Origin of the sequence: Lacticaseibacillus songhuajiangensis, from assembly GCF_003946025.1 — a bacterium.
GTDB lineage: Bacteria > Bacillota > Bacilli > Lactobacillales > Lactobacillaceae > Lacticaseibacillus > Lacticaseibacillus songhuajiangensis.
Map to the genome: position 1 here is coordinate 12,157 of NZ_RHNR01000022.1, position 18,149 is coordinate 30,305.

The 18,149-nt window shown below is 52.7% G+C and carries 13 protein-coding genes and 1 riboswitch; of the genes, 2 read left to right on the plus strand and 11 right to left on the minus strand.

Going from position 1 to position 18,149, the window contains the following annotated elements; all coding sequences use genetic code 11:
• Positions 1–9: 9 nt before the first annotated feature.
• The 5 genes from EKM97_RS06735 to EKM97_RS06755 all read right to left on the minus strand — a co-directional run bounded on the left by EKM97_RS06735 (position 10) and on the right by EKM97_RS06755 (position 8,798).
• Positions 10–3,441 carry a pyruvate carboxylase gene (locus EKM97_RS06735; RefSeq protein WP_125571648.1) on the minus strand — a complete coding sequence of 1,144 codons (3,432 nt, stop codon included), beginning with the start codon at positions 3,439–3,441 and terminating at the stop codon, positions 10–12.
• Positions 3,434–4,618, minus strand: a complete 1,185-nt coding sequence (locus tag EKM97_RS06740) for an FtsW/RodA/SpoVE family cell cycle protein (RefSeq protein WP_225419233.1) — start codon at positions 4,616–4,618, stop codon at positions 3,434–3,436. Before EKM97_RS06740 ends, EKM97_RS06735 begins: the two co-directional genes overlap by 8 nt.
• A gap of 1,055 nt (positions 4,619–5,673) precedes the next feature.
• Positions 5,674–7,515, minus strand: coding sequence for a translational GTPase TypA (gene typA, locus EKM97_RS06745; protein WP_125571632.1), 1,842 nt, complete (start codon positions 7,513–7,515; stop codon positions 5,674–5,676).
• 149 nt (positions 7,516–7,664) lie between these two features.
• Positions 7,665–7,946 (minus strand): UPF0223 family protein, encoded by a 282-nt coding sequence (locus EKM97_RS06750; protein WP_125571649.1) that lies wholly within the window; start codon positions 7,944–7,946, stop codon positions 7,665–7,667.
• A 93-nt stretch (positions 7,947–8,039) separates the two neighbouring features.
• Positions 8,040–8,798 carry a hypothetical protein gene (locus tag EKM97_RS06755; protein WP_125571633.1) on the minus strand — a complete coding sequence of 253 codons (759 nt, stop codon included), beginning with the start codon at positions 8,796–8,798 and terminating at the stop codon, positions 8,040–8,042.
• A 307-nt stretch (positions 8,799–9,105) separates the two neighbouring features.
• Positions 9,106–9,268, minus strand: a riboswitch (M-box (ykoK) riboswitch).
• Positions 9,269–9,510: 242 nt separating this feature from the next.
• Here EKM97_RS06755 and def point away from each other — a divergent pair.
• Positions 9,511–10,077, plus strand: coding sequence for a peptide deformylase (def, locus tag EKM97_RS06760; RefSeq protein WP_125571634.1), 567 nt, complete (start codon positions 9,511–9,513; stop codon positions 10,075–10,077).
• Between the two features lie 62 nt (positions 10,078–10,139).
• Here def and rnjA read toward each other — a convergent pair whose 3' ends face one another.
• Together rnjA and EKM97_RS06770 are read right to left on the minus strand one after the other, a co-directional pair.
• Positions 10,140–11,822: a ribonuclease J1 gene (gene rnjA / locus EKM97_RS06765; RefSeq protein WP_125571635.1), complete on the minus strand. Its 1,683-nt coding sequence runs from the start codon at positions 11,820–11,822 to the stop codon at positions 10,140–10,142.
• Between the two features lie 3 nt (positions 11,823–11,825).
• Positions 11,826–12,038 carry a DNA-directed RNA polymerase subunit epsilon gene (locus EKM97_RS06770; protein ID WP_125571636.1) on the minus strand — a complete coding sequence of 71 codons (213 nt, stop codon included), beginning with the start codon at positions 12,036–12,038 and terminating at the stop codon, positions 11,826–11,828.
• 183 nt (positions 12,039–12,221) lie between these two features.
• On the opposite strand from EKM97_RS06770, the gene EKM97_RS06775 reads away from it, so the two are divergent.
• Positions 12,222–12,638 (plus strand): hypothetical protein, encoded by a 417-nt coding sequence (locus EKM97_RS06775; RefSeq protein WP_125571637.1) that lies wholly within the window; start codon positions 12,222–12,224, stop codon positions 12,636–12,638.
• A 116-nt stretch (positions 12,639–12,754) separates the two neighbouring features.
• Here the strand turns inward: EKM97_RS06775 and EKM97_RS06780 are convergent, their stop codons facing one another.
• The 4 genes from EKM97_RS06780 to EKM97_RS06795 form a co-directional block, all read right to left on the minus strand.
• Positions 12,755–13,594: a hypothetical protein gene (locus tag EKM97_RS06780; protein ID WP_125571638.1), complete on the minus strand. Its 840-nt coding sequence runs from the start codon at positions 13,592–13,594 to the stop codon at positions 12,755–12,757.
• A gap of 201 nt (positions 13,595–13,795) precedes the next feature.
• Positions 13,796–15,007 (minus strand): GNAT family N-acetyltransferase, encoded by a 1,212-nt coding sequence (locus EKM97_RS06785; RefSeq protein WP_125571639.1) that lies wholly within the window; start codon positions 15,005–15,007, stop codon positions 13,796–13,798.
• Complete coding sequence (recD2, locus tag EKM97_RS06790; protein WP_125571640.1) at positions 15,004–17,493, minus strand: SF1B family DNA helicase RecD2; 2,490 nt, start codon at positions 17,491–17,493, stop codon at positions 15,004–15,006. The genes EKM97_RS06785 and recD2 overlap by 4 nt, the downstream gene beginning before the upstream one ends.
• Positions 17,486–18,145: a tetratricopeptide repeat protein gene (locus tag EKM97_RS06795; RefSeq protein ID WP_125571641.1), complete on the minus strand. Its 660-nt coding sequence runs from the start codon at positions 18,143–18,145 to the stop codon at positions 17,486–17,488. Before EKM97_RS06795 ends, recD2 begins: the two co-directional genes overlap by 8 nt.
• Between the last annotated feature and the right edge of the window lie 4 nt (positions 18,146–18,149).

The window sequence follows — 18,149 nt, forward strand, 5'->3', positions numbered from 1 at the left end:
TATCGCTCCTTAGTTCGCAATTGTTGCTAGTAGTTCGTCGCTTTGGACCAGTGAGCCCTCTTCGACGTAGACGTGCTTGATGGTGCCGTCCTTCAAGGCATGCACGGTTGTTTCCATCTTCATGGCTTCGGAAACAAAGAGTGCCTCACCCTTCTTCACTTGCTGTCCAGGCTCGACCATGACCTGCAAGATACGGCCGGCCATTGGTGCACCAACCTGATTCTTGTTACCTGGTTCAGCAATTTGCAGTGCCCCATCGGCGTGCTGGTTGGCGGCATCCCGCAATTCAATCTCACGCTTTTGCCCGTTAACGGTGAAGTACAGCGTGCGCAAGCCCGTTGCATCGGCTTCACCAATGGCATCCAGGCGAATCACGTAAGTTTGGCCATCCGTAATTGGCACATTGATGGTCTGACCAACCCGCATCCCCTCAAAGAAGATTGGAGTGTCCAGGTGCGTCACAGGACCAAACTTCACCCGGTTCTTCGCGTAGTTCGTAAAGACATCTGGGTAGAGCAGGTAAGCGAGCACGTCCTGCGTGTCCGGATTCTTGATACCAGCCTCAATCAATTGCTGCCGTACTGCGTCAAAATCAGCCGGTGGCAACAACTTACCGGGGCGCTCCGTCAGGGGCTGTTCACCCTTCAGTACCAGCTTTTGCAGCTGCTTCGGGAAGCCAAACGGTGGCTGGCCGAGTTGGCCACGGAAGAAGTCAACGACGGATTCTGGGAAGTCCAGAGATTCGCCACGTTCGAGGACGTCCGCTGCACTCAAGTCATTTTGCACCATGAACAGGGCCATGTCACCCACAACCTTGGAACTTGGGGTGACCTTGATGATGTCCCCAAACAAGTCGTTGACCTCGGCGTACTTCGCCATCACCTGGTTGAAGTCGCTGACGCCCAAACTGTGTGCCTGCTGCTGCAGGTTGGTGTACTGACCGCCCGGCATTTCCACATCGTAAATCTTGGTGAGTGGTCCGGAAACATGGTTAGCAAAGTCCTCGTAGTACGGCCGAATCTGGCGGAAATAGTCACTCACGTGCTCTGCGGCTTCAATATCGAGCTGCGGCTGACGGGCGTTGCCCTGCATCGCGTGATACAGACTTTCCATGCCTGGCTGACTGGTCGTTGACGCGAATGCAGATTGTGCCACGTCCACAATGTCCACGCCAGCGTCGGCGGCGGCAATGTACGTTGCCACCCCGGTCCCAGTCGTGTCATGAGTGTGCAGGTGCACGGGAATCGTCACGGCATCCTTGAGCGCCGCAATCAGAACCCGCGCAGCACCAGGTGTCAGCAACGCTGCCATGTCCTTAACGGCCAAAATATCGGCTCCCGCGGCCTCGAGCTGCTTAGCCAGATCCACGTAGTATTGCAAGCTGTAACGTGGGTGCGCATCACTAATGATGTCCCCCGTGTAGCAGATTGTGGCTTCAGCTATTTTGCCGGTCTCCTTGACTGCATCAATACTTGGCTGCAGTTGCGGGAGCCAGTTTAGGCTATCGAAGATGCGGAAGACGTCAATCCCCGTCTTCGCAGCTTCACGAATGAAGCCTTTGATGACGTTGTCGGGGTAGTTCTTGTAGCCGACCGCGTTACTACCGCGAAAGAGCATCTGCAGCAAAGTGTTCGGCATTGCCTGGCGCATTTTGGCCAAACGCTCCCATGGGTTTTCGGCGAGGAAGCGGTAGGCAACGTCGAAGGTCGCCCCGCCCCACATCTCAGAAGAAAACAGGTTCGGCAGACTGGCTTCAAAATCGCTAGCCACGCGCAACATGTCCTGCGTCCGCATGCGGGTCGCAAACAGGCTCTGGTGGGCGTCACGGAAGGTAGTGTCCGTCAGCAGCAATTCTGGCTGCTGGAGAATGAAGTCGCTCACGCCCTTGGCGCCCTTGTCCGCCAGCAGATGCACGAGGTTCGGCTGCTGCCGCGCCGGCTGCTGATCTGCTGGCAACGGCTTGTATTCGAGCTGCTGGTAAACCTGCGGCTTGTGCGGTTCCTTGCCCTGGAAGCCGTTGACCGTCACGTCGCCAATGTAGTTGATCAGTTCATTACTACGACTGCGCGGCTTGCTGAAGTCAAAAAGTTCTGGTGAGTTGTCAATGAAGCGCGTTTCCGCCATGCCGCTCTTGAATACAGGGTGGTTAATCACGGCTTCTAGGAATGGCAAGTTCGTCTTCACACCAATGATCCGGAATTCATTCAGTACCCGGCTCATTTTGGCCCGGGCCGCCTCAAAATTAAAACCGGTTGCCCCCACCTTAACCAGCAAGGAGTCGAAGAATGGTGTGACCACGGCGCCCGCATAAGCGTTCCCGACGTCAAGACGCACACCCAAACCACCTGGAGAACGGTAGGTCGTGATGGTCCCGGTGTCTGGCATAAAGTTGTTCAGTGGATCTTCAGTCGTAATGCGGCACTGAATTGCGGCACCCTTAAAGCTCAGCTCATCCTGCGTTGGCCAGCCGAGGTCGGCTTGCAAGTCAGCCCCAGCGGCAACCCGCAATTGTGCCTGCACAATATCCAAGCCGGTGATGGCTTCGGTAACCGTGTGTTCAACCTGCACGCGCGGGTTCACTTCGATGAAGTAGAACTGGTCGCCTTCAACGAGAAATTCAACAGTGCCGGCGTTCTCATAGTGCATCGCAGCCATGAAATTAGCGGCAGCGGTGCAAATTTTGTTCCGCAGTGCCAGCGGCAACCCGACTGCAGGCGCGATTTCAACGACCTTCTGGTTCCGCCGCTGCACGGAACAGTCACGTTCAAAGAGGTGCATGAGGTGTCCGTGGCTATCCCCCATTACCTGCACTTCAATGTGTTTGGCGTGTTCGATGTAGCGTTCGATGTACATCCGGCCATCGCCGAAGCTGGTCATGGCTTCGGACTTTGCTAGTGGGTAATCCTTTTCCAATTGCTCCTGATTGCGGATAATGCGCATCCCGCGACCGCCGCCACCCATGGCGGACTTGAGCATCAGCGGAAAGCCATACTTATCGGCAAACGCCTGAATTTCGGCAAAATCTTCCGTTGGTTCCGGCGTGCCCGGAATGGTTTGCAGTCCGTTTGCAACAGCGGCTTGCTTAGCCGCCACTTTGTCCCCAAACGTCCGCAATAATTCCGTGCTGGGACCGACAAAAGTGATGCCGGCGGCGCGCACCTTGGCGGCAAACTCCGCATTCTCACTCAGCAGACCATAGCCAGGGTGAATGGCATCTGCACCACTTTCCTTGGCAATCCGGATAATGTCGTCCATGTCCAGGTATGCCGCGATGGGCTCCTTACCTTCACCAACCAGGTAGCTTTCCTGCGCCTTAAAGCGGTGAATGGAGAGACCATCCTCCTTGGCGTAGATTCCGACGGTTTTGAGACCTAATTCCTCACTCGCGCGAAAAATGCGAATTGCAATTTCACTGCGGTTAGCCACGAGCACCTTATGCATCTGCATTAACATCCCTTTCCAATTCACGCTGATGGGATTCACGCGCCGAAACGTTCAGCACGAGCCCAATCGCTACTGATAATACAAGCAAACTACTACCACCATAACTGATGAATGGCAGTGTCACCCCAGTGATCGGTAAAACCCCAACCACAGCACCGACGTTAAACGTCGTCTGAACAAAAATCATGGTCGCAATTCCGTACATGAGCAGCGTGTGGTACACGCTCTTGGCCCGGATTCCGACTAAGATGATGCGCCAAATGAGGAAGAACAGCAGTCCCACCACAAAGATAGCGCCAATGATGCCGAGCTCCTCCGCAATAATTGCGAGAATAAAGTCAGTGTATGGTTCCGGCAGGTAGCCAAGTTTCATCGTACTATTGCCCAAGCCAACGCCGAACCACCCACCATGGTTGATGGCGTACATGGAGTTAACTAGTTGTTTCCCAGCACCTTGCTGCATCTGAAACGGGTGTGCGACTGCCAGGAAACGCTTACCCATGTAATTTTTCGACAGTAAAGAGGAAAACTTAGTCAACATGAGATAAACGATGCCACCAATCCCAGCAATGCTAATCCCAAAAGCACTAAGTCCAATTTTGACCGGAAAACCACTGGAGAAAAACAGCACTGCGGCAATGGCGGTCACAATCGCCATCCCCCCAGTATCCGGCTGCATGAAAATCAAAATGATAATCAGCATCACCGTCAGAAAAGGTCCAATCGACACCTTGATGGTTTTGATAGGCCCCACGCTCTGAATATAACGCTGCCGATTGCTCAGCAAATGTGCGAGGTACAAAATGACCACCATCTTCGCAAACTCAGCGGGTTGAATGTTAATGGGCCCCACCGGAATCCACGCGCTCGCGCCGTTAACCGACTGGCCCTTGGCGAGTAAGTAAATCAAACTGACAATGGTCAACACTAACAGAATTAGCAGGAGTATTGGATTACGCCAATGCTTCAACTTAAAGAAGAAAACAAGCGCCACTAGGATCAGCCCGACCAGGACGAACATTGCCTGCTTGATGAGATAAGTTGTTGGCGCCTGGTGGTACAGGTTCACGACGTAGGTACTACTTGCCGAGTACACCATGATGATACTAATCCCGCACAAAACGAGATACGGTACCAACACGAAATAGTCTATATGGCGTAATTTCCAGCTCACAATCATCGCCCTTTCGACAGAATAATTATCAACTATTATAGCATAGCGTCACGGTGAACTCGCTAATATAGACACGAACGTTGTAATTTTACGATAATCGTTCGTTATTCCCAGCTAACGCTGTCCATCAGCGTAAGTCATGAAACTTTCATCCGCAAGGATGCTGGGAATGAAAGCTGCTGTTAGACCGAAGGTCGGAACTGGGCCGAATTAGCTTCGCTCCCGGGAAGGGTGTGCGTGGGACCGTTTCAGCCAGCTTCGCTGTCTTCCACTGGCGATTTTGCCGCAGACCCACCGGCAAAATCCCGCTCCTAACGAAAATGGCGGTGTACATTTCGCCCGAAGTTCATGTGCGAAACATACACTGCCATTTTCGCGGGCACGCACACCCTTCCCGTCCGCTGCCGCCAATCCGACCCAGTTCCGACGAGCATTCACACGACTGTGGTGACGAAAGTTTCAGGTTACACTAGCGGAATCACCAAACGAAGATGGACAAGCACTGGAAACAGTGGTGCAGCAATCTGTACACTGCGCTCTCGAGCGTGTTGGATACCGCTACCGTGACCTTTCAAGTACTGGAGATAGTTAATCGCTGATTTTCTAGCCGGACGTCTATCCGACGTTTCGGTACGTTGTCACTCGGCCATGGGGTGTTTCCAACACAGTAACGTGTCGGCCACGGAGGTGGTGGTGTGCTTGGGCGAAGCGCAGGGAACGGAATCGGGCGAAAAGATGATTGTCTGGAGACAGGACGGCCGCACTTGCCGTCGTGGCTGCACACAATCATCTCGGGAGCGCGGAGTTGACGCTGCTCTTGCGTCAACTCCGCCAGCGGAAGACCGCGATAGCGGGCTGAAGCGGTCCCCGCCCGACGTAGTTCCCGGAGCGTAGCCCAAGCGCATCACCACCGGAGTTGCCGACCCCACCGCCTTGCGGCGGTATGAAAACTGCTTAAAGTGCAGGTCGCACCCTTGCGGGCACGGACTTACGCTGACGGACAGCATACACAAAAAGGTCCGCGAATTACTTCGCGGACCCTTCAGGAAACAAAATTAGTTCTTGTTCATCTTGCGGCGCTTGTCAGCCTTCTGACGTTCACCAGTGTTCAAAATCTTCTTGCGCAGACGAATGCTTTCAGGAGTTACTTCACAGTATTCGTCTTCGTTCAGGAATTCGATGGCACTTTCGAGCGTGAGTTCCTTAGGTGTCTTGATGGCAGCAGAGTGGTCCTTACCAGAAGCACGGGTGTTGGTCAGGTTCTTACCCTTCGTAACGTTGACCGCAATGTCAGTGTCACGGGAGTTCATCCCCACAATCATACCTTCGTAAACTTCGATGCCGGCACCGATGAAGAGCTGTCCACGTTCTTCAACACTCTGGAGAGAGTATGTTGTGGAGTTACCAGCGTTGATGGAGACCAGCGCACCGTTAGTACGGCCTGGTTCCCAGTTCTTAACAACTGGTGCGTACTTTTCAAAGGTGTGGTTCATGATCCCGTAACCACCAGTAGCGGAAAGGAATTCAGTGGAGTAACCAATCAAACCACGGGAAGGAACGAGGAAGGTCAAACGAGTCTGGCCGTTACCTTCGTTTTCCATGTTCTGCATTTCACCCTTACGCTGCGCCATCGCGTCGATGACGGAACCAGTGTACTGTTCTGGGGTATCAATCTGCACGTTTTCGAATGGTTCGCACATTTCGCCATCGATTTCGCGGTAGATAACCTGTGGACGACCAAGCTGAAGTTCGAAGCCTTCGCGACGAAGTTCTTCAACGAGGATGGACAGGTGCAATTCACCACGACCGGAAACTTCCCACATGCCGGCCTTGTCGGTGTCGTCAACACGCAGGGAAACGTCAGTCTGGAGTTGCTGCTTCAGGCGTTCTTCCAGCTTACGAGCAGTAACGTTCTTACCTTCACGACCAGCAAAAGGACTGTCGTTGGCAACAAACATCATCTGCAGAGTAGGTTCGTCGATACGCAGAATTGGCAGAGCTTCTTCGTGCTGACTGTCAGTAACAGTTTCACCAACGAAGATGTCATCCATACCAGAAACCGCAATCAGGTCACCCGCTTTGGCTTCGTTGATTTCAACACGGTTAAGACCAAAGAAACCAAAGAGCTTGGTAACACGGAAGCTCTTGTTAGTGCCATCAAGCTTCATAACGGTAACAGAGTCGCCAATCTTAATCTTACCGCGGAAGACACGGCCAATCCCGATACGACCAACGTAATCGTTGTAGTCCAGCATGGAAACCTGGAACTGCAAAGGTTCGTCGGAGTTGTCGATTGGTGCAGGAATCGTCTTGACGATGGTGTCAAAGAGTGGGTCCATGGTGTGCTTCTGGGTTGACAAGTCTTCATCAAGGCTAGTTGTCCCGTTGATAGCAGAAGCATATACGATTGGGAATTCAAGCTGATCGTCATCGGCACCAAGTTCGATGAACAGTTCAAGCACTTCGTCCACAACTTCTTCAGGACGGGCACCTGGACGGTCAATCTTGTTAATCACAACGATTGGGGTCAAGTGCTGTTCAAGAGCCTTCTTCAGAACGAAACGAGTCTGTGGCATCGTCCCTTCAAACGCGTCAACGACAAGCAGAACACCGTCAACCATCTTCATGATACGTTCAACTTCACCACCGAAGTCCGCGTGCCCTGGTGTGTCCAGGATGTTAATGGTGGTGTCCTTGTACTTAACGGCCGTGTTCTTACTCAAAATGGTAATCCCACGTTCCTTTTCAATTGGGTTCGTGTCCATCGCCCGGTCCTGCAGTTCTGTGTGTTGGTCCAGGGTGTCGGATTGTTTGAGCATTTCGTTAACAAGGGTTGTCTTCCCGTGGTCAACGTGGGCAATGATCGCAATGTTCCGAATATCGTCGCGAGTTTTCAATGGTAGCCTTCCTCTCAGCTTACATAAATTTTTAAAATCGATAATTTTGCAGAGCACATCAGTACCCTAGCATACAAAATAGGAGTATAACACAATCACCCGGTAAAATGACAGTTTACTGAAAATGATTCCGTTATCACCTGAAAATATCACTTAGCACTCACTTTAACGCGGGCCTGGTCGCTTTCGCGAGCTGCCTTCACCGCGCGGTAAGTGGAATAACCTGACTCTTCTTCGAACTGGCGGTCGTACTGTCGCTCCGTCCCTTTATCAGGAACAACCTGCTTAAAGCCGGCATATGCTGCGAGCAAGTTGTCGCGGTTCACACCATGTTCATAGGCATCTTCCACCAACTGGTAGAAAGTGACGGCCGCCACCTTCTCGTCGTTCGTCCAGTCTAGATCCAGTGGGTATTCATAATTTGGTTTCATCATTACCTCCCTTTACTCCGTGCACAACAAAAGCTGGCGTCAAAGGCGGACCCCAGCTTCAGTTCGTTCGCTTTTACTCAATTATACTGCAATTCACGAGACTGGTCCCTGATTGTAACGAAATGCGTTCTCAATCTGTGTCAGTCTGAGGCGGCCAGTCCCCATCACTGCAGTCCGGGCTGCATGCCGCGCGAAGTCAGCCCGCGCACGGTCAAAACCACGCTGCATCAGGTCCAGGACTACCCGCACAACTGGCCGAGCGGCCAGCAAAAGCTGGCGGATACCGGCAAGCAGAATGACTAGCAACTGCTGCACAGTGACCGGCTGGCCATCTGTGAGTGCCAGTACCAACCGCCGCTGTGTACCGACGGCAGTGACGCGCATGGTGCCGCGAGTCGCCACCCGCATTCCAGCGAAAATCGCACCGTTCTGGATGCCCAGTGTGCTCAAGAAACGGGATTCCTTCACCGCAACAGTACTTTCAATTCCGTCCGCCGGTACCAAAGCACCGGCTTCGAGAACGAGTAAATCACCAATTACAATTTGATCAACATTAACAACCCGCAACAATCCAGACCGCACTACGGTCACCTGCTGACTGCCATCAGCAATCAGTTTGCGCACCCGCCGTGCCATGAGCAGAATGCTCGTGGTCACACTTGCGCCGATGACAAGCATCAGGGCCGCAAGCACTGGGTTCAGCAAAGCGCCGGCAATGGCACCGCCTACGCTGCAGGCAACGATTGGCAGGATAAATTTCAGCATGTGGAATTGTACGGGTGTTTCGGCATGCGTCATGCGCATGCGTGCAACCTGAACGTTGCTCAGGCCGCTGTTTGGAAACATCAGCATCGTCCTTACCCTCCTTATATCCCGGAGGTTGACGATGACCGCCGCATCGCAGATTGCGATAAACCGCAAAATACGATGCACATCGGATTTCAAAAATCAGATGGCCGATTAATTTTTGGCTATTCTAATTAAGCACATAATCGGGGCGGTACAACGTCGCGACTTCCGGGATCAGCGTTGTCTGTATTATTACCGGTCTTTGATTCGTGTGTCATTGTACTCACCCCCCTTTTTATGGCTCTCCGTGATTGCGTCAATCCGAATCGATTGATGGCATATAAAAATGCGCACCGGTTGGGTACGCATCCTTGCATCCCAATCGTTTAGTTTTAGCACTATACGCCTAGAAGTTTCCTTCAGCTACGTTAGAGAAAGCCTTATCGGCAGTCCCAGTTGACTCAATTGGCATCTCTCGATGTTTCTGAGCAGCAGCATTGTTCGTATAGGAGCCTCACCTAACGGAAAGCACCTGTCTTGTATTTTCAATATTCATTATACAGTGACACGCCCGGCAAAGCAAGCCGCTGGTGAAATCCCCTTGCGCGTGCATATTCTGAAAAACAATCATCGCAATCGAGATCAGTTTCAGCCATCAGCAACTACAACCACGGCTGTTCTTGTGAATTTTGAACAGTCAAAAGCGCGGAATTCAGCCGTTTGTGCGCAAGTGTGCTATTCTTACACTAGAGAAAATTTTCTAGGAGGTAATACCTTGTTCTTAATGAAAGATGTCGTTCGCGACCCGAACCCTGTGTTGCGGGCAACCGCTAAAAAGCTCACCTTCCCCCTGACGGCCGAACAGAAGCAACTCGCCCACGACCTGATGGAATACCTGGTAATTAGCCAGGATGAAGAAGCCAACGCCAAGTACCACCTGCGTCCCGGTGTCGGTTTGGCTGCACCTCAAGTGGATCAGAGTCTGGCGATGACCGCCGTTCTGATTCCTGATGAGGAAGGCGATGACGGCGACAAGATTTTCATGAAGGAAGTCCTCGTCAACCCGCGTGTCATTAGTAACTCCGTTCAAAATGCGGCGCTCGCTGAAGGTGAAGGTTGCCTCTCCGTCGATGATGAACACCCTGGCTACGTGGTGCGCCACGCCCGCGTGACCATCGAATACTACAACCTCGATGGTGAAAAGAAGAAGATTCGGCTGAAGAACTACCCCGCTATCGTTTGCCAGCACGAAATCGACCACCTGAACGGCATCCTGTTCTACGACCACATTAGCAAGGAGCACCCACTGGAAATGGATCCAGACGGTATCTTGCTCGGTTAAGCTAGTAAACAAAAAAGAACCGGCCAACGTGAAAACGCTGACCGGTTCTTTTTATTTGCTGTTTACAGTGTGATGAGCATTGGAATGACGATTGGTTTGCGTTCGGTGCGTTCGAAGAGGAAGTCACTCAGGCTACTGGTAATGGCATCCTTGAGCATTGCTTCTGACACCTTTTCGTTGCTAGCAAACGTGCGCTTAATCGTCCGGTAAACCCGCCGCTGGGCGGAGTTGATGAGCTCACCAGATTCACGCATGTACACGAACCCGCGGGAAAGCAGGTCTGGACCCGCAAGCACCGTGTGCTTTTGCATGTTGATGGTAGCAACCACAACAACCAAGCCTTCTTCGGACAACATCCGGCGATCGCGGATAACCGCGTTGCCAATGTCCCCGATACCACTACCGTCGATGTAGACATCGCCAGCTGGGAAGTGCCCCGCCACGCGTGCGGATTCCTTGGTCATGGCCAGAACATCCCCGTTTTCGAGCATGTAGCAGTTCTCTGCAGGCACGTCGCAAGCCTGAGCCAGTTCGCAGTGGATTTTCTGCATCCGGTACTCACCGTGGCAAGCCATGAAGTACTTTGGCTTCATCAGCCGCAGCATCAACTTCTGTTCTTCCTGACCACCGTGACCAGACGTGTGGACATTGTTGACCTTACCATGAATGACCTCAGCGCCAGCTTCTTCAAGCTGGTTAATGACAGCATTCACGCTGGTCGTGTTCCCAGGAATTGGGTTACTAGAAAAGACCACCGTGTCGCCAGGCTGAATGCTAATCTGACGGTGTGTGCCGTTGGCAATCCGCGAAAGAGCGGCCATTGGTTCACCTTGCGAACCGGTACACAGAATCATGACCTTATCGGCGGGCAGCTTGTTCAGTTCGTGGGCATCGATGAGCACGTCGTCAGGAATGTTCAGGTAGCCTAATTCGCGACCATTGACAATGGCCGTTTCCATGGACCGACCGAACACCGCAATTTTGCGACCGTTCTTCATCGCCACTTCGGAAGCTTGCGCAATTCGCGAAATGTTGGAGGCAAAGGTGGCAAAAATAATGCGTCCTTCAATGCCTTCAAAAATATGGCGAATGGAGTGACCGACGAAGCGTTCTGACTTCGTGAAGTTCGGAATTTCAGCGTTCGTACTGTCAGACATCAGCAGCAGAACCCCTTCTGCCCCGAGCTTAGCCATCCGCTGCACGTTTGGTGCAGGCTGGTTACCCACTGGGGTGAGGTCAAACTTGTAGTCACCAGTTTCAACAATCACACCAACTGGTGTGTGCACGGCAACACCCAAAGTATCCGGAATACTGTGAGTGGTGCGGAAGAAGTCCACGGACATTTTGCCGAACTTGAGAACGTCATCTTCGCCAATCTCCGTGAGGGAGGTTGAACGCAGAATGCCGTGTTCTTCAAGCTTGCCGCGGATGAGGGCGGCAGCCAGTGGCGGTGCGTAGACCGGCACGTTCGGCAGCTCCTTCAAGAGGTACGGAATCCCACCAATGTGGTCTTCATGACCATGGGTGATGACAAGGGCCTTCACCTGGTCTTCGTGCTGCTTAAGGTAGGAGTAGTCGGAAATGACGTAATCAATCCCGAGCAAGTCGTCTTCAGGGAACTTGATGCCGGCATCAATGACGATAATCTCGTCCTGGTACTGCACACCATACATGTTCTTCCCGATTTCACCGAGACCACCGACGGCAAATGCGGCAACCTCGTTGTTTTTAATATTCAGTCGCATAGACTAGAACTCCGTAATCTTGAAGTCTTCTGACTTCTGTTCGTAGTCCAGGAAATCTCCGGTAAGTTCCTGAATAAGTTCAATATTGTAGTCCGTGTTCTTTTCAACAAGGGCACGTGCTTCAACGGAAGACTGGGCTTCAACGTAGATGGACTGGGTGCGCTCGCGCACTGGGTTCTCGATCTTGTTAGGTTGGAAAAGTACTTTGTAAATCATTAGTTCTCCTTTCAAATACACAAAAGAGATTCCAGTTTTCTGGAACTCTGATGGTTATACCCGCTCATTGTTGGCTTTTACGCCAAACGTTACCAATAGTTTAGCATAGGAGCCGCCGAAAGGCTAATACAACGCCCCTCGCTGTGGCATAATGGTATTAAATGAAATGAAGGTGGTGTTCGAATGCAAGAATGGCAGTTTATCGTCCTACTCATTGTCCTCATCGGGGCAGTCGCGCTCGGCGTCTGGCTGGCAATGCGTAAGCAGCAGACCCAGCGGCGCTATGCCGTCTGGAACGCGCAAGCGGACGTTTACATGAACGCTGCTTTGGACAATCTGGGCGTCAAGATGACCATCCACGGCCGGGTCATTGATAAAATTTGGGGCCGGCGGGTCGCACTCTTTAGTTTTGAGTCCAACGAGTTGCCATCCAAGGCGGCGCTGGCACCCGCACTCAAGGTGGTTAGTGAAGGTCACGCGGTTTTGTCGGACTACTGGCAAACTGACGCGAAGGTGCACGCGGACGTGGCGCTCCTCGTGAACGACGAGACGCGCAAGTACCTCGAAGATCTAAAACGAATCAAGCACCATAATGGTTAATAAGCAGAATCGAAAAAGAGTTCATTCTCTAAAGCACCAGAGAATGAACTCTTTTTTCTATTGGCTCAACAAGCTTTCATAGAAATAACGACCGTCACGACTTGCTCATCTGCATGCTAGTAGCTTTCTTTAGTCACGTTTTTGGTGCTCTTCTTATCGACCAATACTCTTTGTGTCGGACGCAATGGTGTGAATATCGTCATTGGCACTGAACTTTGATCAAACAGACCGCCAAAAGGGACTTTTTTGCTCGGATTCATCAAAATGCCATGACTCGTCCCGGCGTCAGCAGCTTGCTGCCACGAGTACTCGTAACTATAGTCCTTATGCGCCTTCAGACTGACCGTTGGCAAATTAAGTCCCTCATCATACCCCAAGGGTAAAACTGCCTTAATTTTGTTAAACCGCTTGCCCTCGAAGCCCTGGGGAGCACTCGTCCCCCCATTCTGCTGCGCCACCGCAAGATTGTTTTTAACTGCAGCCTTCACCAGCTTGATTGCACTGGCATCAGATTTGCCCTTGAGGTCAGCAATGGTGACTTTTTGCAGTTTGGCATTGATCGCGTCGTTTTTGTCGTGCTTGCTTGCAGTTGCTTCGTTGGCACCACTACCAGCATTTTGAATGATGTAGTAGGCATTCAGATGCCCCGACTTGCTTACGTACATTGTTTCCACGCCGGTAGCCAGCGACATCCGCGTTGCTGAAAACGGCGAACTCGCCATGTCATCAGGGCTTGTAAAACTGTCTGACACACCAAAGAAAACGTGTTGCTGCGGCGCCTGAATCATTTCTAGCAGGCGCACATGCTTCGCCCTGGCAGGATCCGGCGGTTGCTTTTTGCTGCTGTTACCCGTACTGCCCTGCTTCACACTCGCCGCCTTCTGCCCGCAACCCGTTGTCATCATCCCCAGGACAATTACCGCCAGTGCTGCCCCGATCACGCTCTTCTTGCTCATTTGTCTCCTCCTGTCTAACCCGCAAGTTGTGCTGATACCTGCGTGCATTCAAGCATTCATGACTACTGACTTTATTGTAGTTGAGTATACATTTGAATTCGCTTACTTATTTGCAAATTACCGGCAAACAAAAACAGTGCGAGGTCGCCGCCATCGCGGCAGAGACCTTGCACTGCATATTGAGAGTTGGGATTGTGACAATCAGAAGTAATCGGAAAAGTAGGGTTCTTCCATCGGGATAATGTTTTCCAGGTTGCGAATGGCTGGCGCACTCGCGTTAATGCGCTCAATCTGCGCCAAGTAGGACGGACGCCGGTAACTCATCAGCATCGTCGTGAGCGTTTGGATATCCAGTTCAACGGCTTCACCGAGCGGGTCATGGGAAATTTCGTGTTCCCCATTCTCCATCCAGCGGACGCCGAAAATACCTTCATTCCACTTGGCCATCGGATCGTGGACCACAAAGTGGAACGGCTTGCCCTGCTCCGCAAACGGATACTGACGCAGGAACTCAAACACATCGACAATCCGCGCCATGTAGTACGGCTTGATGGTCTGCTTGATGTCCCCGTCGTCCAAAAGGAAGTGGAGTGGTTCATTTTTGTAGATGTTACCACGCACGTGTTCCACCATGGAGAAGTGCGCCGCGACAAAGTTCCACAGCGCAATGCGCGCTTCTTGAGTGATGTACACCATTTCCTTGATGTGGAAGACTTCATTGGCAATCCAGTACAAGACAAAACCCTGCGGCACATCATTCTCGTCGTACCAAACACCCGCAATGCGCTCTTCCTCGTTCTCCCAGCGCCAGTACTCGTCCCAGTTGAGCTGGTTGCGAATCATGGCGCCGTGGTTCTTGAGTGCGAAGCGATCATAGGTATTAATGACGTCAGGGTCGTCAATCTCGAGACGCTCCACGTGTCCCGTCAGGTTCTGCTGCCGCGGCAGCTGGGTGTCCTTCACGTCAAAAGTCAGGTGGTCGGACATAATCTCCCAACCCTTTTTGCGGTAGAACGGAATGCTGTAGGGGTAGAGGTAGGAAATCCACTGGCGGTTGTCCCGCATCATTTGCAGGCCACGCGAAATAAGGTCGTGCATCAGGCCGTGACCGGAATACTCAGGGTACGTACCTACACCAGTCAGCCCGGCCATTTTGTAAGGCACACCATGGATGTTGACCTTACATGGGTAAATGGCCAGCTGGCTGACCAGTTCGTTCTTGTGGAACCAACCGATAACGTCGGCCTTTTCTAGAACCGGTCGTTTGTCCCGCTCCAGTTCGCCCTCTTCGTAGCCAGATTCTTCTACTTCCTTGGCTGTGACTTGAAAAACGTATGAGAGCAAGTCGTTAAACTGGTCCAGGTGCTCAGTTGTCACCGGACGAATCTCAAGCTCATCGCGAATGTCGGTCATTGCGCTTCCTCCATTAGTTTTTGTGGTGTAATGCCATCCATGCCAATCAGCGGACTGATTGTGCCGGACGCAATTAATTCGTTCGTTAAAATGTAACTCTGCGGCTTAGCGGGTGCATCTTCAGCAATGGTAGCGCCGCTTGATGACACTGTGGGTGCAACCGGCGTTTGTGCAGTTTCGCTTGCAGCGACACTAGTCTGACCAGCTGTCTTCGTGCTTGCTACTGCCGGCACCTCCGCGTCGTCCGCTTCCAGCGAGAACGCCGCCCGCAGCCGCTTTTGCAAGCCAGTTTTGCGGTTAGCAGCCAGCGTCTGAGCGGCCAGTTCAAACGCCGCCGGTTCGCCGACCAGAATCAGAAACCGTTTTGCGCGGGTGATGGCCGTATAAACCAGGTTGCGCTTGAGCATCCGCCGGCTCTGCAAGGTGAGCGGCAGGATTACCATGTCGAACTCGCTCCCTTGTGCTTTATGGATACTGGTGGCGTACGCAAGCGTGATTTTGTTCCACTCGCCGCGCGCATAACTAATTTCGTTGCCGTCAAAATCCAAGGTGAGACTATCAGCCGAATTCTTCTCGCCAATGTCAATCCCCGTCACAGTACCGATTTCGCCGTTGAACACGTTCTTATCTGGGTTGTTGACCAGCTGCAAGACCTTGTCGCCAATGCGGTAAACGGTGGTGCCGATTTCGACCTGCTTGCGCTTTTTGCCATTAGTGCCGTTAAACACGTCCTGCACCACAGGATTGAGGTTGTCCACCCCCGCCACGCCGCGGTACATCGGAGCCAAAATCTGCACTTGCATCGGGTCAAACCCGCGCCGCACCGCTGCCCCCGCAACCTGCGCGACCGCCCGTGGTACCTGGCCGGGATCACAGGCCAGAAAACTGCGGTCCGCTTGCTTGGCGAGCAGGTCTGCGGGCAGCTTACCCTCGTTCACATCATGCGCCAAGGGCACAATCGATGAGCCCTCATCCTGGCGGTGAATCTGGGTGAGCTCGACAGCGGGCAAGGCGCCACTAGCTAACATGTCCGCGAAGACCTGACCGGGACCAACTGATGGCAACTGGTCCTTATCCCCCACGAAAATGAGCGTGATTCCAGGGTGCACAGAGTCAAGCAAAATGCGCATCAAGTAGGTGTCCACCATCGAGACTTCATCAACAATGAGCAGTCCGTCGGGTAAATCCTTGGGTTCGTAGTCGGTCTGGTCAATGCCCAAACCAAGCAAGCGGTGAATCGTGCTGGCCGGCAGGCCGGTCGTTTCCGTCATGCGCTTAGCGGCACGCCCAGTTGGGGCGGCCAACATGATTGGAAATTGGGACTGGGCATTGTACTTGTTCGGGTCCAAATCAATATCATTTAATTCCGCAAAGGCGTGCACCACGGCGTTAATAATCGTCGTTTTCCCCGTTCCGGGTCCCCCGGTAAGCAGAAAAATGCGGTGACTCAGCGCCGCCGTGATGGCCTCTTCTTGAACGTCATCATAGCTGATACCCGCGCCTTTTTCGACACGACGAATGGTTTTCGCAATCTGCGGTGCACCATACTTCGGCTGCACCGCCGCATCCTGCAAAGCGGCCAGGTGGCTGGCAATCTGCCACTCAGCGTTGTACAAGCGGCGGGCAAAAATATGGCCATCCTCAACCGTCAATTTGCGCTGCTCAACCTGTTCACGCAGTACCGCGAGCATGGCGTCGTCGCCGGCAAACTGGCCGGCAGGGTCACCGAGCAATCCGCGCACAGCGTCAAAAGCGTCATCAGCGTCAACGTAGGTGTCACCCTCGTTCTCACTGGCGGTATACAGCACATTTTGCAAAGCACCGGCGAGGCGTTGTGGTGAGTCACTGGCAAAATCCAGTTGGCGAGCGATGGCGTCGGCGGTCGCAAAGCCAATCCCGTCAATGTCTTCAATCAGCTGATACGGATTGCTGTGCAAGATGTCCAAGCTGTCTTCATGATACTGGGCGTAGATCTTGGCAGCGATACTGCCGGAAAGACCAAAACCGTTCAGGCCAATAACGACCTGCTCCATGCCCAGGTTTTCTTTCAGTGCAGCGACCAAGGTCGCCGCCTTCTCGTCCTTAATGCCCACCTGATCGAGCACACTAGGGTCTTTCATAATCTTATCAACGGCGGAAAGCCCGAGCGCGTCCACAATTCGCCCAGCGGTTTTCTTGCCGATACCCGGAAAACGTTCACTCGCCAGGTAGGCAATCAGACCATCCTTACTCGTTGGTTGCTCACTTTTGTAGGAATCAGCGGCAAACTGCTGACCGTACTTGGGGTGATCCACAAGATGGCCGGTGAAACTGTAGACTGCGTCCTCGCGGATGTCGCCAAAACTGCCTTTGACAACAATTTCGCCTTCCTTCCACACGAGGGTGGTTGCGGTAATTTTGATTAGCAGAATTTTGAAGAGGTTGCTGGGATTACTGAAGAAGATGCTCTGCACCTTCCCAGTCACCTGCTCCGCTTGGTCAGTCATGGTCATCACCATCTTGCTGTTTAAGGAACTGGACGAGTTCTCGTGCCCGCGCGTACGCGTCCGGGGACTCATTCTTGGCGGCTTCCAGGTACGCAGAACCATCCTCACCCAGCGCACTCAGAATCATGCCGTAAGTTAGCTGCACTTGCCCATCCTGAGAATCGAGAAATGGTTCGAGTAGCTGTTTGGCTTCCTGAAGTGAACCCAGTGCCAAAAGCAAGTTCGCGGTCAACACTGCGGCGTCACTCGCTTGCGGATTCAGCTGGCTAGCGGTCATGGCAAAAGCCAGGGCGTGCAGGTTATCATCTGCGGCCTTGTAGGTCAGTGCCACCATGTAACTAGCGTCTGCCCGCAGACCCTTGGCGATGTCCGGTTTTGTCAGTGGCAGTAAGCGGGCCAATGCATTCTGGTAATTCCCTTGCTGGTAAGCCGACAGGCCCCAGTTATAGCGCAGCTCTTCCTGGTCCGGGAATAGGCCGAGTGCCTTAACAAGCAGTTCATCGGCCTGATCATAGGCACGCATGTTAATGAGCATCGTGGCCAGCAGTGCATAATTGCCGGGCTCATCTGGCTGCTCATCAATCAAGTGCACTGCGGCACTGATGGCGGCTTCCTTATCACCGTGATTAAACTGGTCAATAATGTCTTGCATGCTT

Excerpts from the sequence above, each read along its gene's own strand:
- EKM97_RS06735 (WP_125571648.1), bottom strand. The coding sequence starts at position 3,441 with ATGCATAAGGTGCTCGTGGCTAACCGCAGTGAAATTGCAATTCGCATT.
- EKM97_RS06750 (WP_125571649.1), bottom strand. The coding sequence starts at position 7,946 with ATGAAACCAAATTATGAATACCCACTGGATCTAGACTGGACGAACGAC.
- EKM97_RS06755 (WP_125571633.1), bottom strand. The coding sequence starts at position 8,798 with ATGCTGATGTTTCCAAACAGCGGCCTGAGCAACGTTCAGGTTGCACGC.
- rnjA (WP_125571635.1), bottom strand. The coding sequence starts at position 11,822 with ATGCGACTGAATATTAAAAACAACGAGGTTGCCGCATTTGCCGTCGGT.
- EKM97_RS06770 (WP_125571636.1), bottom strand. The coding sequence starts at position 12,038 with ATGATTTACAAAGTACTTTTCCAACCTAACAAGATCGAGAACCCAGTG.
- EKM97_RS06775 (WP_125571637.1), top strand. The coding sequence starts at position 12,222 with ATGCAAGAATGGCAGTTTATCGTCCTACTCATTGTCCTCATCGGGGCA.
- EKM97_RS06780 (WP_125571638.1), bottom strand. The coding sequence starts at position 13,594 with ATGAGCAAGAAGAGCGTGATCGGGGCAGCACTGGCGGTAATTGTCCTG.
- EKM97_RS06785 (WP_125571639.1), bottom strand. The coding sequence starts at position 15,007 with ATGACCGACATTCGCGATGAGCTTGAGATTCGTCCGGTGACAACTGAG.
- recD2 (WP_125571640.1), bottom strand. The coding sequence starts at position 17,493 with ATGACTGACCAAGCGGAGCAGGTGACTGGGAAGGTGCAGAGCATCTTC.
- EKM97_RS06795 (WP_125571641.1), bottom strand. The coding sequence starts at position 18,145 with ATGCAAGACATTATTGACCAGTTTAATCACGGTGATAAGGAAGCCGCC.